Annotated in this window: 17 protein-coding genes and 2 riboswitches; of the genes, 5 read left to right on the forward strand and 12 right to left on the reverse strand. The window is 36.3% G+C overall.

What is annotated here, in order from left to right; genetic code table 11:
• Positions 1-4 precede the first annotated feature (4 nt).
• The 6 genes from GFJ36_RS22050 to GFJ36_RS22075 form a co-directional block, all read right to left on the reverse strand.
• A complete protein-coding gene (locus GFJ36_RS22050; RefSeq protein ID WP_000764275.1) occupies positions 5-493 on the reverse strand; it encodes a hypothetical protein in 489 nt (162 codons plus the stop codon).
• A gap of 79 nt (positions 494-572) precedes the next feature.
• Complete coding sequence (locus GFJ36_RS22055) at positions 573-947, reverse strand: nucleoside 2-deoxyribosyltransferase (RefSeq protein WP_097889615.1); 375 nt, start codon at positions 945-947, stop codon at positions 573-575.
• Positions 948-1,041: 94 nt separating this feature from the next.
• Complete coding sequence (locus GFJ36_RS22060; protein WP_000817963.1) at positions 1,042-1,302, reverse strand: DUF3966 domain-containing protein; 261 nt, start codon at positions 1,300-1,302, stop codon at positions 1,042-1,044.
• A gap of 96 nt (positions 1,303-1,398) precedes the next feature.
• On the reverse strand, positions 1,399-2,457 hold the full coding sequence (gene murG / locus GFJ36_RS22065; protein WP_087985244.1) for an undecaprenyldiphospho-muramoylpentapeptide beta-N-acetylglucosaminyltransferase: 1,059 nt from the start codon (positions 2,455-2,457) through the stop codon (positions 1,399-1,401).
• 18 nt (positions 2,458-2,475) lie between these two features.
• The gene (gene metH / locus GFJ36_RS22070; protein WP_097889614.1) at positions 2,476-5,874 is read right to left on the reverse strand and encodes a methionine synthase; all 3,399 of its coding nucleotides are present in this window, start codon (positions 5,872-5,874) and stop codon (positions 2,476-2,478) included.
• A complete protein-coding gene (locus tag GFJ36_RS22075; RefSeq protein WP_087985246.1) occupies positions 5,874-7,706 on the reverse strand; it encodes a bifunctional homocysteine S-methyltransferase/methylenetetrahydrofolate reductase in 1,833 nt (610 codons plus the stop codon). The genes metH and GFJ36_RS22075 overlap by 1 nt, the downstream gene beginning before the upstream one ends.
• Before the next feature lie 70 nt (positions 7,707-7,776).
• Positions 7,777-7,886, reverse strand: a riboswitch (SAM riboswitch).
• A gap of 204 nt (positions 7,887-8,090) precedes the next feature.
• Positions 8,091-8,200: riboswitch (SAM riboswitch) on the forward strand.
• 94 nt (positions 8,201-8,294) lie between these two features.
• Here GFJ36_RS22075 and metI point away from each other — a divergent pair.
• The 4 genes from metI to GFJ36_RS22095 all read left to right on the forward strand — a co-directional run bounded on the left by metI (position 8,295) and on the right by GFJ36_RS22095 (position 11,965).
• Positions 8,295-9,407, forward strand: a complete 1,113-nt coding sequence (gene metI / locus GFJ36_RS22080; RefSeq protein WP_088082397.1) for a cystathionine gamma-synthase/O-acetylhomoserine thiolyase — start codon at positions 8,295-8,297, stop codon at positions 9,405-9,407.
• Positions 9,404-10,567: a cystathionine beta-lyase gene (gene metC, locus GFJ36_RS22085; RefSeq protein ID WP_000122285.1), complete on the forward strand. Its 1,164-nt coding sequence runs from the start codon at positions 9,404-9,406 to the stop codon at positions 10,565-10,567. The genes metI and metC overlap by 4 nt, the downstream gene beginning before the upstream one ends.
• 161 nt (positions 10,568-10,728) lie before the next feature.
• The gene (locus tag GFJ36_RS22090; protein WP_097889613.1) at positions 10,729-11,241 is read left to right on the forward strand and encodes a cysteine hydrolase family protein; all 513 of its coding nucleotides are present in this window, start codon (positions 10,729-10,731) and stop codon (positions 11,239-11,241) included.
• Positions 11,242-11,674: 433 nt separating this feature from the next.
• Positions 11,675-11,965: an ArsR/SmtB family transcription factor gene (locus tag GFJ36_RS22095; protein ID WP_000894375.1), complete on the forward strand. Its 291-nt coding sequence runs from the start codon at positions 11,675-11,677 to the stop codon at positions 11,963-11,965.
• 151 nt (positions 11,966-12,116) lie between these two features.
• Here GFJ36_RS22095 and GFJ36_RS22100 read toward each other — a convergent pair whose 3' ends face one another.
• Entirely contained in the window at positions 12,117-13,229 is a 1,113-nt protein-coding gene (locus GFJ36_RS22100) for a class I SAM-dependent methyltransferase (RefSeq protein ID WP_097889612.1), read from the reverse strand.
• Positions 13,230-13,238: 9 nt separating this feature from the next.
• Positions 13,239-13,868 carry an MBL fold metallo-hydrolase gene (locus GFJ36_RS22105; protein WP_097889611.1) on the reverse strand — a complete coding sequence of 210 codons (630 nt, stop codon included), beginning with the start codon at positions 13,866-13,868 and terminating at the stop codon, positions 13,239-13,241.
• Between the two features lie 170 nt (positions 13,869-14,038).
• Here GFJ36_RS22105 and GFJ36_RS22110 point away from each other — a divergent pair, with 170 nt between their 5' ends.
• Complete coding sequence (locus tag GFJ36_RS22110) at positions 14,039-14,212, forward strand: DUF2759 domain-containing protein (RefSeq protein WP_000524847.1); 174 nt, start codon at positions 14,039-14,041, stop codon at positions 14,210-14,212.
• An 80-nt stretch (positions 14,213-14,292) separates the two neighbouring features.
• Here the strand turns inward: GFJ36_RS22110 and glcK are convergent, their stop codons facing one another.
• The 4 genes from glcK to rpmG form a co-directional block, all read right to left on the reverse strand.
• Positions 14,293-15,276, reverse strand: a complete 984-nt coding sequence (gene glcK / locus GFJ36_RS22115; protein ID WP_000391711.1) for a glucokinase — start codon at positions 15,274-15,276, stop codon at positions 14,293-14,295.
• Between the two features lie 19 nt (positions 15,277-15,295).
• Positions 15,296-15,496, reverse strand: a complete 201-nt coding sequence (locus GFJ36_RS22120) for a YqgQ family protein (RefSeq protein WP_097889610.1) — start codon at positions 15,494-15,496, stop codon at positions 15,296-15,298.
• 103 nt (positions 15,497-15,599) lie between these two features.
• Positions 15,600-16,178, reverse strand: a complete 579-nt coding sequence (locus tag GFJ36_RS22125; RefSeq protein ID WP_087985249.1) for a 5-formyltetrahydrofolate cyclo-ligase — start codon at positions 16,176-16,178, stop codon at positions 15,600-15,602.
• A 104-nt stretch (positions 16,179-16,282) separates the two neighbouring features.
• On the reverse strand, positions 16,283-16,432 hold the full coding sequence (rpmG, locus tag GFJ36_RS22130) for a 50S ribosomal protein L33 (RefSeq protein ID WP_001265616.1): 150 nt from the start codon (positions 16,430-16,432) through the stop codon (positions 16,283-16,285).
• Positions 16,433-16,436 lie beyond the last annotated feature (4 nt).

The raw sequence follows: 16,436 nt of genomic DNA on the forward strand, positions 1-16,436 counted from the left end.
TACATTATACGTTCATCTTTTCCTTCAGTTGTAATCCTGTAATGGATTCTAATACATCCATTGCTTCTCCAAATGTCATATCAAAAATTGTCTTATCTTCTATGTATGGAAATTGTCTAAAGCGTTTTTCTAACATTTTCACGGCGTCCGACGTAAAGTGTACACTATCAATACCAAATTCTGTTTCAAGAAGAACGATCCAATCTAACACATGAAAACCTAATCCATTTACGAATGAAATAAGTTTTTCTTCTGGCTGTGAAGATAAGAATACGTGTCGTTCCATCTCATCGAAAAGTTCTTCACCTAAAACTTCTGCTAATTCATCATCATGTTCGCGTTCAATAATCTCTTCATATCCGTAATCATCCACAAGCTCTTCTACTTCTTCACTATCCTCACAAAGCAATTGACTAAGAACGGCCTCTTTCTTAAATTCACTATTTTGTACGACTTCTAAAAAGCTCGTTTCCCATCCATTTTCTAATTTCATATTATATACTCCTTTATATACGTTTCTTATCATCACTGTACCCAAAAGATCACTTTTATAACCTTTTAGGTCGTTACTATTATTTCACATGATTCATAACATAAGATGCAAATTCAATTGCATCTCCTTCAAAAATATTTATTTCTGGCAAATGATAGAACGTTGTTTGAAGCGGGTTTCTTTCATGATATACATATATCTTTTTCTCTAGCGCAATCGCCATTCCAAACTCTGTATGGCTCCCGTTTCCGCCATCTAATATAAGTAAAAAGACATCCGCTTCTTTAATAGCATTCTTTTCTGCCTGACCAATTTCTCTTAATTGATCTTGATTCACTGCTCTTTCGTTTCTTGTCCAATTATATGTATGGTGCCATCCTGCATGTTTCAGTTCATTTGCTATAGAACGTACAAGATGTTTATTTTGGAATCCTGAGGCGACATAAAAATTCATTTATATACACTCCTTCATTATGTACGGGAAACTCCTTTTAGCGTTACTTGCTATAAACATAATAAAGAACGACTTCAAAAAAAAATCCCCATCTTTAAAACTTATTTGCGTTTAAATGATGGGATTCTTCATGCTCTTCTTTTATTTTCTTCTTTTTATAACTTTCATCAGCTAACATTTCTAGTTCAGCTGTTATTTCTGATTTTTCAAGCTCTCTTTCTTGCGAAAATTTCCTTGAAATATAAACAATAACACTACCAACGTACAACACAAAGCATATAATAAGTGCAGTATTTTCATAGAGACTTAGCTCCAACACAGTCACTCCTAATCCATTCGTATTTTCACGCTTCATTAATTGGAATTTCCCTACTAATCCATTTGCTATTGTAACATAAAAATATCAATCCTTGGAATCTTTCATCCTATTAAAAAAGACATGATTGTTTCATCATGCCTCTGAAATATGTTGAATGATTGTTTGAATTGCTTCTTTTCCATTATATTTTTTTAGAGCTGTTTTATACATCTCATTATTTTGATTTAATTCTTCGACATGCTTTATAAGAGATTTCACAGTCACATCTTCTTCATACAATACGGAAGCATATCCTTGTCTTTCAAAAGACTCTGCATTTAGTATTTGATCTCCACGGCTTGCAAATTTCGATAGCGGAATTAAAACCATCGGCTTTTGCAATGTTAAAAACTCAAAAATGGCATTAGAGCCCGCACGTGAAATAACAAAATCTGTTATCGCTAATATGTCTGGCAGCTCTCCATGTATATATTCAAATTGTCTATATCCCTCTTGATTTTGTAAGCTTTCATCAAGATTACCTTTTCCACAAAGATGAACAATTTGATACTTTTTCAGAAGTTCTGGTAACGCTTCTCGAACAGTTTCATTAATTTTCTTTGCGCCCAAACTTCCTCCCATAATTGTAATAACTGGCTTTTTACGTAAAAAACCTAAAAACGCTAAACCTTTTTCATGATTTCCCTTTAGCACGTCTTCACGTACAGGAGATCCTGTATAGATTACTTTTTCTTTCGGTAAATGTTTCGCAGCTTCTTCAAATGTAACAAATATTTTCGAAGCAAAACGGAGCGCAATTTTGTTTGCTAGTCCTGGCGTCATATCAGATTCATGTAATAAAACAGGGACTCTATTTAGCCATCCTCCAATTACGACTGGTACAGATACGAAACCACCTTTTGAAAAAATCACATCCGGTTTTAGTTTTCGAATCTTTACATACGCATCCATGACACCCTTCATCACAAGAAAAGGATCTTTTATATTTTTTAAATCAAAATAACGACGTAGCTTTCCGCTTGCAATACTATAGTACGGAATGCCTTCCTTTTCTATAATCGTTTTCTCAATTCCTTGATGAGAACCAATATAAGAAATATCCCAATTTTGTTCTTGTAAATGCGGAATGATGGCTAAATTAGGTGTTACATGCCCTGCCGAACCGCCACCTGTAAAGACTATTTTCTTCATACGTCTCCCCCTTCTACACTATAATACACTAAAATATCTTGCCTCAGGGTGAGAAAATACCATAGCCGTTACAGATGCTTCTGGCTCCATCATAAATCCTTCCGTTAATGAAATACCTATTTCTTCTGGATGAATAAGGCGAAATAACTTTTCTTGATCCGCAAGTTCTGGACATGCCGGATAACCGAAGGACACTCGTATCCCTCTATATTTCGTACGGAAACGTTCTTCCATCGTCAGTTCTGATGAATCTGGAATACCCCAGCGATCACGAATGAGCATATGTGTTTTTTCAGCAAGACCTTCTGCTAGTTCAAGCGCTAACGATTGAATAGCATGACTGCGTAAATAATCCCCCTTCGCCTTCCACTCTTCAGCAATGTCCCGAACGCCTTCCCCAACCGTAACAGATAGGAAAGCAACATAGTCCATCTCATCTCCAACTGGTCGTAAATAATCACCTAAAGTACGATATGGTGCTTTTCCTTGCCTTGGGAATGTGAAACGCTCTATAACACGTGTATGATCTTCTGGATCATATATTACAATGTTTTGTCCGTCACTTTGCGCTGGGAAAAATTGATACACCGCTTTTGGTTTTAACCAAGATTTTCCTTCCTGCAATAATTCGTCTATTAAATCATTTAATTCGTGTGCTCTCTTATCTCCCTCTCGCAAAAGCTTCTTCACATTTCCTTTTAATCCAAGGTGATGTCCAAGTAGCATTTGTCTATTTAAAAATGGAGCGAGATGAAGGGCTGGGATATCACGTAATACAATTCGCTTTGTTGAATCAGGTATCATAACCTCAGCCTTCGGTAACGGTTCAATTACTGCTGGAATTTCTACTTTCTTCTCCTCTTTTTTTACGATATGAAGATGACGCTCTTTTTTATCTTGTTTCATCTTCTCGCGCTCTTCTTCTTTTTGAAGCTTATTAATGATATCAAGACCAGTCATCGCATCACTCGCATAGCATACGAGCCCTGTATATGATGGGGATATACGGTTATCTGTAAACTTTCTCGTTAACGCTGCCCCGCCTACAACGATTGGAATATCAATATTTGCCGCTTTTAAATCTTCAGCAGTCGTTACCATTTGTTGCGCTGATTTTACTAATAAACCAGAAAGGCCAATAATGTCAGGCTTCTTTTCTTGTACTTCTTGTACAATTCGATCTGAGCGAACATTGATTCCTAAATTAATAATCTCATATCCGTTATTCGATAAAATAATTTCAACGAGATTTTTCCCAATATCATGTACGTCACCTTTAACAGTTGCTAATAATACTTTCCCTTTTTTCGCACTCTCGCTAGATTCCATATGTGGCTCTAAATAGCTTACGGCAGCTTTCATACTTTCAGCACTTTGCAATACTTCGGCAACGATAAGCTCATTATTATTAAATAATCGTCCCACCTCATCCATTCCTGTCATAAGTGGGCCATTAATAATATCCAAAGGTTTTCTTCCTTCTGTAAGGGCGAGACTTAAATCTTCTTGTAGCCCTTGTTTCGTACCTTCTACAATGTAATTTGCCAGCCTTTCATCAAGAGTTAATGTTTCTTGGATAACGACATCTTTCTTTTTTGCCGCGCGATAAAAATTCGTAAATTCTTCTAACGTCTCTTGCGTCGTTTCAAAAAGTAATGCATCTGCAAGACGTTTTTCTTCCTCTGGAATTGACGCATACCGTTCTAATTTTTCCGTATTCACAATCGCGTAATCTAATCCTGCTTTCGTTGCATGATATAAAAAGACGGAATTTAATACTTCGCGGCCAGCTGGTGGTAAACCAAATGATATGTTACTTACACCTAAAATCGTTAAACACTCTGGTAAGGCTTCTTTAATAAGGCGAATTCCTTCTATCGTCGCTGCCGCTGAACCAATATATTCTTCATCACCTGTACCTACAGGAAATACAAGTGCATCAAAAATAATATCTGACGGGCGTATACCATATTTCGTTGTCAATAACTCATAACTTCTTTTCGCGATTTCGAGTTTTCGTTCTGCACTAACCGCCATACCATCTTCATCAATTGTTCCTACAACAATAGCAGCACCATATTTCCGAAGAAGCGGCGTCACTCTTTTAAATCGTTCTTCTCCATCTTCTAAATTAATTGAATTAATAACAGCTTTTCCTTGAATATAAGTAAGAGCTCGCTCCATCACATTTTCATCTGTTGAATCAATCATAATTGGTACTTTTAACACTTTCGTAACTTCTGCCAAGAAGTTTTCCATATCTTCTATTTCATCGCGATCAGGATCTGCCATACAAATATCAATAATATGAGCATTTTTCTTCACTTGCGCTCTTGCGACTTCAGCAGCCTCTTCAAATTTCCCTTCTGCTACTAATCGTTTAAATTTACGTGACCCAATAACGTTTGTTCTTTCACCAACAAATAATGGTCTCATAGAGTCATCATATTGAAGTGCCTCTAATCCACTAACCCCGTGTCCATCTCTTTCGTGGTGTTCACGCGGCTTAAGAGAAGCTAACGCAGATTTCATTGCTTTTATATGTTCTGGTGTTGTGCCACAACAACCACCGATAATATTAACCCATCCTTCTTCAGCAAATCGCTTCACTTTTTCAGCGAGAGAAGATGGAGATTCATGATAATGTCCATCTTCATCAGGAAGACCTGCATTTGGATAACAAGAAATGTAACACTCCGACAAATCAGATAGTGAACGAATATGGTCTCTCATAAACTCCGGACCAGTCGCACAGTTTAATCCAACAGATAGTGGCTTCATATGTTCTACTGATAAGTAAAAAGCCTCAATTGTTTGCCCGGCCAGAGTCGTTCCCATCGGTTCAATCGTTCCTGAAATCATAATAGGTACAATTTTATTTAGCTCATCAAAAGCTGCTTGAATTCCAATATAAGCAGCCTTCACGTTACGCATATCTTGACTCGTCTCAACGAGTAATACATCTACGTCGCCATTCAATAAGCCTCTAGCCTGCCGTGTATAGGCTTCAATTAATTCTTCAAACGTCACACCACCTGTAACACTAATCGCTTTCGTTGTCGGCCCCATTGCTCCCGCAACATATACTTCTTTTCCGCTTTCGTTGACCGCTTGCTTCGCTAAACGTGCTGCCTTCTCATTTAATTCCTCATCTAAATAAGACAACTCATAATCACTTAATACAATATTCGTCGCCCCAAATGTATTTGTTTCAATAATATCCGCTCCAGCTTCAATATAAGCTTTATGAATCTTTAAAATGACATCAGGCCTTGTTTCTACTAAATATTCATTACAGCCTTCGTACTCTTCTCCTCCGAAATCTTCCGCAGTTAAGTCCTCTTGCTGGATCATTGTTCCCATTGCACCATCTAATAGTAAGATGTTATTTTTTAATTTTTCTTCTATACATTTCATCAGTTAATACCTTCTTTCACTTCTTGCTTTTCTCTCACATATTTAACAAGATGTTCTGTAATTTCATATTTTAGAAATGGTGTAATAAGATAAATGCCGTTAAAATATTTCATCGCCGCATCGATCAATTCTTGTGAAATGCGAATCCCTTCCTCAATTGCTGCCTCTTTCGTTTCATGTCCATCCATTCTCTCCCTTATTTCTTCAGGTAGAGTAATACCCGGCACCTCAAAATGAAGGAAATCTGCATTCCTTTTACTTATTAATGGCATAATCCCAATAAAAATAGGTTGTTCCAAATGCTTTGTCGCTTCATACACTTCTTCAATTAACGCGATATCATAAATTGGCTGCGTTAAGAAATATTCCGCTCCAGCATCTATTTTCCGTTCCATTCGCTTAACCGCTGCTTTTAAATGTCTTACATGCGGATTAAACGCACCTCCCACTGAAAACCTTGTTGCTGGACCAATTGATTTCCCTAAAATCGAGCGCCCGTCGTTCATTTCTTTAATCATTTTAATGAGCTCAATAGAGGACAAATCATATACAGAAGTGGCACCTGGAAAATCACCAACGCGTGCTGGATCACCAGTTAAAGCTAACACTTCTTCCATACCTAACGCCGATAAGCCTAATAAATGAGACTGTAGTCCAATGACGTTATGATCTCTACACGTTAAGTGCGTCAATACCGGAATATCGTGCTTCGTTAATAATGCCCCCATTGCCATATTCGAGATGCGAGGCGATGCTAATGAATTATCTGCTAGAGTAATAGCATCTGCCCCAGCTCTTTTCAACGCTCTTGCGCCTTCAAAAAATCGCTGCGTATCTAACGTTTTCGGTGGATCTAATTCCACTACTACTGTCGTTTGTTTTTTTGCTTTCTCTGCTAATGTGACATGAGCTTTTGAACGTTTCTCGTGTGTATGAACTACTTTCGGTCTTTGAATCGTATCCTTTTCTATTACAGGTGTAACATTTGCAATTGCACGTTTCATACTTTCAATATGTTCTGGAGTCGTGCCACAACAACCCCCTAATAACCGAATACCTTGCTCAATAAATTTCGGTGTCATCGCTTCGAAATAAGCCGGACTTCCCTCATATACGTAGCGTCCCTCCACATAATTCGGGAGACCTGCATTTGGATATGCTGACAAGTAGCCAGTTTGAGGAATCGATATCATTTTAAAAGCTTCCGTCATGTGAAGTGGTCCTAGTTGGCAGTTCAATCCAACGACATTTGCACCGTAATCTAAAAGCTGTTTTAATATTTCATTTACATCATTTCCATTTTGAGTTGTACCTGCCTCATGCAATGCTAATTGAGCTACAATTGGAATATTCGTTTGTTTTCGTAACACCTGAACAGCATGAAGTAATTCAAACTCATCATAGAAAGTCTCTAATAGCAGTCCATCAACCTGTTCTTCTAGTAATGCACTTGCCTGCTCAAGTAGCATAAATTCTCGCTCCATATCAGTTGTTGTAACAGCTCCGATATGTTTCATGCCACCAATTGTTCCTAAAATTGCATTTCTCTCTGTCACAGATGCTTTCGCCAATTTTACTGCGGCTCTATTAATTTCAGTAACTTGATTTTCTAAACCATACATACGTAATTTCGCTTCATTTGCTCCGTACGTATTTGTTTGAATTACATCAGCCCCAGCAGCTACATATTGCTTATGAATCGATATAATTAAATCCGGATCAGATATATTTAATTCTTCAAAACTACTTTGCAATCCATGTGAATGTAATAACGTTCCAACCGCGCCATCACCTATTACAATTCCTTTTGATAATAAATCTAGTAATTTCACAAATCTCCCTCATTTCTATCAATATAAAAACCCCCTCTTCACTTTGAAGAGGGGGACATAATCAATCCTCCTCTTATCATGCAAAACATTCGTTTTGCAGGTATTAGCACCGTTTCAAACATTTTGTTTGAAGGTTGCCGGGTTTCATAGGGCCTTTCCCTCCACCGCTCTCAATAAGAGTTTGTCTTTATTATTTTATTTATGTAGCTAAAAGGAAATACGTTCCCCTTTTAACAATGTTTGTTAATTTTTTTAATAAATTTAGCATGCACAAATGCAAAAGTCAATGACACTTGCGGAAAAATAAAAATTATTTAAAATAAAGTTGCAATTCAATTATCTTTTGTTGTAAAGTTAAAAACATAATAAAATTTCATACGAACATTCTTATCTAGAGAGGTAGAGGGACTGGCCCTTTGACGCCTCAGCAACCATTAACATTTGTTAATAAGGTGCTAATTCCAGCAAATTGTGACAGATTTGACAGATGAGAAGAAGACTCTATTCAAACCGAAAGCCTTCTTCTTTAGAAGGCTTTTTTTATTTTACATTCACTTAATTGTTAATTTAAAAAGGAGGAATTTTCACATGTCAACTATTGAAACAAAACTAGCACAAATCGGAAACCGGAGCGAAACTACAACAGGAACTGTTAACCCACCTGTTTATTTTTCAACTGCTTATCGTCACGAAGGAATTGGTAACTCTACTGGCTTTGACTATTCACGAACTGGCAATCCAACTCGCGGTCTTTTAGAGAAGGCAATCGCAGATTTAGAGTACGGTGAACAAGGTTATGCCTGTAGTTCAGGAATGGCAGCTGTTCTCCTCGTCCTTTCCCTATTCCGTTCCGGAGACGAACTTATTGTATCTGAAGATTTATACGGGGGCACTTATCGATTATTTTCTGAGCACGAAAAAAAGTGGAATGTTCGATGTAGATACGTAAATACACAATCTATTAAACAAATTGAGCAAGCTATCACAACTGAAACGAAAGCTATTTTCATAGAAACTCCAACTAATCCGTTAATGCAAGTTACTGATATTGCCGCTGTCGCAACTGTAGCGAAAAGACACGGACTACTTCTTATTGTAGACAACACATTCTATACGCCTTATATACAGCAGCCATTAACAGAAGGTGCCGACATTGTACTTCATAGCGCAACGAAATATTTAGGGGGACATAACGATGTCCTAAGCGGACTTGTCGTTGCAAAAGGAAAGGAACTTTGTGAGGAAATCGCTCATTATCATAATGCCTCTGGTGCGGTCTTAAGTCCATTTGACTCATGGCTATTAATTCGTGGTATGAAAACGTTAGCACTTCGCATGAGACAACATGAAGAAAATGCAAAAGCAGTTGTTGCTTATTTAAATGATGAAGACGGGGTGACAGATGTATTTTATCCTGGAAGAGGCGGCATGATCTCATTTCGTCTGAAAGATGAAACATGGATTAATCCATTCTTACAATCTTTATCCTTAATTACATTTGCTGAAAGTCTTGGTGGTGTTGAAAGTTTAATGACGTATCCAGCAACGCAAACACACGCTGATATTCCTGAAGAAATCAGAACAGCAAACGGTGTATGTAATCGTCTTCTGCGATTTTCCGTTGGCATTGAAAATAGTAACGATTTAATCCAAGACTTAAAGCAAGCCATTAAACTTGTAAAAGAAGGTGTAAGAATATGAGTTATTCTATAGATACACTCTTACTGCACAACCAATATAAACATGACTCGCAAACAGGAGCTGTTAACGTTCCCATCTATAATACATCAACATTCCACCAGTTTGATGTAGATACGTTCGGAAAATATGACTATAGTCGCTCTGGTAATCCAACTCGTGAAGCTCTTGAAGATATCATTGCTTTATTAGAAGGAGGAACAAAGGGATTTGCCTTCGCATCAGGAATTGCAGCGATTTCTACTGCATTCCTCCTTCTTTCACAAGGCGATCACGTACTCATTTCAGAAGACGTATACGGAGGAACTTACCGAATTATAACTGAAGTGCTCTCCCGTTACGGTGTGTCACATACATTTGTTGATATGACAAATGTAGAAGAAATAAAGCAAAACATTAAGCCAAACACAAAACTCTTTTATGTGGAAACACCCTCTAATCCACTTTTAAAAGTGACAGATATTCGTGCTGTTTCTAAACTTGCAAAATCTATTGACGCCCTTACTTTTGTTGATAATACATTTTTGACACCACTATTCCAGAAACCACTTGATCTTGGCGCCGATGTCGTTCTTCATAGTGCCACAAAATTCATTGCCGGTCATAGTGATGTTACTGCCGGATTAGCGGTTGTAAAAGATGCCGAACTCGCTCAAAAACTTGGATTTTTACAAAATGCATTCGGCGCTATTTTAGGTCCTCAAGATTGTTCTCTCGTACTTCGCGGTCTAAAAACATTGCATGTACGTCTTGAGCATTCAGCTGCAAACGCCAATAAAATTGCACATTATTTACAAGAGCACGCTAAAGTTAAAAATGTCTATTATCCTGGCTTACAAACACATCTTGGATTTGATATTCAACAATCTCAAGCTACATCAGCCGGAGCTGTCCTATCTTTCACTTTACAATCAGAAGACGCACTCCGCCAATTTTTATCAAAAGTAAAATTACCTGTCTTTGCAGTTAGTTTAGGAGCTGTCGAATCGATTCTTTCCTACCCAGCTAAAATGTCACATGCAGCACTGTCGCAAGAAGCTCGTGATGAAAGAGGGATTTCTAATTCATTACTTCGGTTATCTGTCGGCCTTGAAAATGTTGACGATTTAATATCCGATTTTGAAAATGCCCTTTCTTATGTAGAAGAACCTGTCAATGCATAGAACGAACAGAAGATATGAAATTAATTTTTCATATCTTCTGTTTTATGCCATTAAGTATATTTTTTACTTTTCGTATAGTTCATAAAAAAACGAAAGAGCACCATCTATTTCTAAATAATGAATTAATTGATATATTAAGAAGTAAAAAAGGGGCAAAAATAATGGATACTTGTGCAGATGTTTTAATCGTTATCGATTTACAAAATGGAGTATGTTATAGCGAAGAGCATTTATTCGATTTACAAAATTTACTTACAAAAGTAAATAAAAGAATTTCTTCATACAGAAAATCAAATAAACCAATCATTTTTATTCAACATTGTGATGATGATTTAGTACCCGAAAAAGAACTTTGGGCTATTCATGCTGATCTAGATGTTCAGGAACAAGATTTTTTTGTAAGAAAAACACATGCCAATTCATTTTATAAAACAAACTTGAAAGAGATTTTAGAACAATTATCTGTACACCGTATTGAATTTTGTGGTGCCCAAACAGAGTACTGTATGGATGCTACGATTAAATTTTCCCATGGACTAGAATACGAAAACTTCATGGTACAGAAAGCAACCTCTACGTTAAATAATCCATTTATGTCCGCAAAAGAGACAATTGATTTTTATGAAAATATATGGAACCGCAGATTTTTAAAGCTGATAAAAGATGAAATCTAGAATATATAACTAATGTCTTGGTAATTCTAAAATTTATCAGCTATACTCAAATATTTTATTATCACCATAAAGAAGCTGACTACATTCAGCTTCTTTTCTTTTAACCTGTTTTATATTCTATATATAACATTATAATTCCTTTTTCTTATTATTTTAAAAATTTTGTATATTCATTTGAAAGAATAAGAAAATCATGATAAAATTGTGTTACAAATATATCTATATCTTTCAATTTTTAAAACGCATCGAAATTTTCACCCAAAAATGTCATTTTACAAAACCATGCAAATTTATCTACTTTATTTACATCAGGGTCTCTTTTCTTACAATTTCTTTACTTTAGGACTTTTTTTCTGCAACAACTGTTTTCTTTTCTTTAATTTTTTGGTATGTATAGTATGGTATAACAGCTCACACGGAGGTGGAAAAGAACATGTTAGAAACCTTTCAAAAAGAAATAGAACTATATGAAAGCAATGCAGAATTATTGAAAGTACTTGCTCATCCTGTTCGCTTATGTATTGTAAAAGGATTAATTGAACGTGGTCCAAGCAACGTTTCTACAATGTACACTGGCTTAAATATGCCACAATCTACAATTTCACAGCATTTAGCAAAATTAAAAAGTGCTAAAATCGTTTCCAGTGAAAGAAAAGGATTAGAAATTTATTACAAAGTAGAAAACGAGACAATCATTCAACTCGTTCGCGTATTATTAGGTTAAGAGCTCATAAACAGAGAAAAAGGGCGTATTTTATATTTTTTATCTCATATCTTTAATATAAATATATATCATGAGAGAAAATATATGATGCTACATAATTAAAAAGTCGTATTAAAAAACAAGACACAGAAATATGCTGTGTCTTGTTTTTTTATATTTTCAAATACTGATCCAAGTGTAACTGTTGCATATGTTTCGTATGTATCACAACATCAAATGCGCTCCCTAATCCTCCGCTCAAAATCATAGAACGAACTGCACGATTTTGTTTTTGAGTTTCAGAAAAAGGATTTCGATCTTGGTGACCCGTAAGCTGATCTAATATTCCTGCTGCTAACAAAAACTCAGATTGCTTCTTATGCCATACTATATTCATGCCTTGCAGGCTAAACATCTCTTTCAGCTCGTCCCAATGAATATGAGTAGTAAGATCCATTTCACCTGGATGCGCTAAAGGATTACGGATTAACTTATGCTCGTAATATCCTCGTAAACTTCCTTCTTGATGTGCAGGATGCATCCATTCTTCTTTTGTGTATCCATAATCAACGGTAATACATACACCTCGTTGAAACCATTTCGCAATTTCTTCTATATATTCTTCCATCGCAAGTGGCACTTCAAAACGCTGACCTTCAGCAAGATGAATATTATATTTCAATAAGTATCGACCAATATTTTTCTGTAGTGGTCTACATACTTCTGCGAGTTTCCCTTCCTCTGTGTACGTAACACGTACTTCATACAATATTCCATTTCTCTTCTCAATTACTTCAACAGGAAATGCATCAAATAACTCATTCGAAAAAAGAATCCCTTCGAACGATTCTCCCATTTCACTATGCGATGTATAATACGACACATTAGAAAACGAACAAAGATTTTTCTGCTGTAAGTTTCTATGAAAAGGGCTCATTTCAATCATTGAATAGTTTAAATCAATAAAGGTTTCTGGAGATACTTGCTTCCACTCTTGTAAAACATCATAGGCAAACTTTCCTGTTCCCCCACCAATCTCACAAATATTCGGAGCAACTTCATCATTTTCAACAAGACGAATAAAAAATTTAGCAAATGTTTTTGCAAAAACAGAGGATACGTTGCTACTTGTAAAAAAATCCCCTTGTCTTCCAATTTTTTCACGTTCCTTCATATAATAGCCATGTCCCTCTGTGTACAATACGAGGTTCATATACGTACTATATGAAATTGAATAATCCTTCTCTTTCTCCATCCATTCTTTTAAAATGAGCTCCATCTCCATACTAGCTCCTTACTGTAAAAATGGATTATTTTCTTTTTCAAAACCAATGCTTGTTTCTGGACCATGTCCACATAGCACCGCTGTTTCATCTGGTAATTCAAATAATTTTTCTTCAATACTTCCAATCAATTCAGCAAAACTTCCACCGGTTAAATCTGTTCTTCCGATGCTCATTTGGAACAATACATCACCAGAAAATACAGCATTCGCCTCTTTACAATAATAAGAAATACTGCCTGGAGAATGTCCTGGCGTCTCAAAAATCTCAAAATTAAATGAACCAATTGCTAATGCACCTTCTGCATCAATAATATGATCTGCTGGTTTTGCTGTAATACTGCGATTCATCATAAAAATTTGAGAGCCATTTACAGTTGCATCGCCTAACCAATCTGCTTCTTCTTTATGTACGTACACAGGAATATGAAAAGCGTCTCTTACCGCGTCAACAGCACCAATATGATCAAAGTGAGCATGTGTTAATAAAACAGCAAGTGGCTTTAATTGTTCTTCTTGTAAATATGTAACGAGCTTCTCTCCTTCGTGACCAGGATCAAAGATAATACACTCATTTTGATCATTCGTTAAAATATAAGCATTCGTTTGTAATGGGCCTAACGGCATTTGTATCCATTTCATATGAAAATCTCCTCCAATTATTAAACTTACTTTCAATGATACAACATTTTTTTCTCTTAGGAAAAGAAAGGATGCTATCTCGACAATCATTTTTAAAACATGTACAATATAAAAGAGTTAATATTCTAAAAACTCATATTGAGGAATGGGTAGACAGAGGAGGATATTGTATGGGCCTTGTTATTATTTTTGCGCTAGTCACTCTGTTAGCTGTATTCGCTACGCTTAGAACTCTTCGCGAAAAAAACTTATTCGCGGGCGGCTTTGCAATTGCAACTGTACTCGTTTTCGGATGGTTTACGATCATGACTGTTCTATATAACGGGTACCCACCAGCAGCTTAATTCATTTACATGTTATTCTTCATCAAGATTTCACACAAAAAGAGGAAGGGTTTCCCCTTCCTCTTTTCATATTTCACAACTTATACCATCTTCGCTTCGTATTTGTGCTTTTTTACAAGCCAAGCTCCTCCGATAACACCTGCATCATTACCAAGTATTGCAATCGCTAACTTTGTGCTCTTTACAGCACGTGAGAAAGCATATTGCTCGAAATAACGTTGAATTGGCTCTAATAGTGCATCTCCAGCTTTAGACACGCCCCCGCCAATAACAATTTTCTCTGGGTTCAACGTACTAGCAAGGTTCGCTACAGCTAACCCTAAATAAGAAGCTACTTTTTCTACTACTTCGCCTGCTAGCTCGTCACCTTGTCCAAGTGCTTCAAACACATCTTTTGATGTAATACGCCCTTCTTCTGCTAACATAGAACGTAGAACACTCTCTTTATTAGTCTCTTGTATTTTTTGCATAGCAACACGCACAATACCCGTTGCAGATGCTACAGTTTCTAAGCAACCAGACTTCCCGCAATTACATGGGAAAGCATTCTCTGTAACTACTGTAATATGTCCAATCTCACCAGCAGCTCCGCTTACGCCGTGTACAATCTCACCATTGGCGATTACACCACCACCAACACCAGTGCCAAGTGTCATACAGATTAAATCTTTTGCTCCTTCACCAGCACCTTTCCACATTTCACCAAGTGCTGCTAAGTTTGCATCATTATCAATAACAACAGGTAATCCTGTTTCTACTTCTAATAAATCTTTTAATGGATAGTTTTTCCATCCTAAATTGACCGCTTCATAAATCATCCCAGACGCCACGTGTACAGGACCAGGAGCTCCCATACCAATACCGATTAACTTGCTTTTCAATTCACCTAACTCTTCTAACTTTTTATCAATAGCTTTCGCTACATCAAGCGTAATATGTTTTCCTTGCTCATTTGTATTCGTAGGAATTTCCCACTTATGTAAAATTTCACCGTACACATTAATAAATGCTAATTTAATTGTTGTACCACCAAGGTCAACCCCAACTAACCATTTCTCTTCCATGTTGCTTACCTACCTTTATCTAATTCTTATTTAGCTCTTTTTGAATTTCTTGCTTCAATAAAAATAAAGCTGTTTGATAGTCTAGTGGATCGATTAACTGTGATTGATTTAATTCACGCAATTCATCTTGCATTAATTGTAAATCTGCAATTCGATCACCCGTATAAATAATCGTACCAAATTTCTTTAGCAATTGCTGAATATCATAAATAGATACCATTTTATCACCCTCTATGCTCACTTACTATAAAAAATTATAATAAGAAAACGTTCACATATTTTATTATAATCAAGAAGAAAAAGTCTCGTCAATTTTTATTTGTCTATACAAGCCCATTTTTAACCACTGTTCCTTTTTCTGTAATAATTTTTTCTACGTTTTTATCAAACGGCTCTACTGGAATATGTTCTACTATTTGAAAACTATAAGCTAATGATAGCGTTTTCCCTTTATAATGCACGAGATAACGATCATAATACCCACCGCCATATCCAATCCGTTCTCCTCGCTCTGTATAAGCTACGCCTGGCACGATTTGAAGATCAATGTCATCTGCATTCACTTCTTCCGTACGCGCTGGAATTGGTTCACGTAAATTCATATACACCATTTCTAATTGATCAAAATTACTAATTTGCCGGAAAGACATTGTTCGTGTTCCTTTGTTACACTTTGGAACAACAACTTTCTTTCCTTCTTCCCAAGCTTTTTCGATAATAGCATATGTATTCACTTCATTTTCCATTGAGAGAGTGATTCCAATTGTTTTAGCTTCAGCCCACTCTTTTTGCGCATACAACGAAAATGCAATTTGCTCTGATAAAGTTGTATACCGTTCTTCTGATAAAGAATTCATGTGCTCTATTATTTGTTTACGTAAACGTACTTTCTCTTCTCTCACACACTTTCCCCCTCACAGTGATACTTTGCTCTACGATGATAGTGTATCACTTTTAACAGAGGAATCGAATAAAAAAAGAAACAGTAGGAAAATATTCCTACTGCTTACTTTGTTTCACGGTGTAACGTAGACTTCTTGTCACGCTTGCAATACTTTTTAAGCTCGATACGCTCAGCGTTGTTACGTTTGTTTTTCTTTGAGATATAGTTACGATCTCCGCATTCTGTACATGCTAGAGTAATATTCACACGCATTCTT

The sequence above is a fragment of the Bacillus sp. EE-W1 genome (genome assembly GCF_009760835.1).
In the GTDB taxonomy this organism is placed as follows: domain Bacteria; phylum Bacillota; class Bacilli; order Bacillales; family Bacillaceae_G; genus Bacillus_A; species Bacillus_A wiedmannii.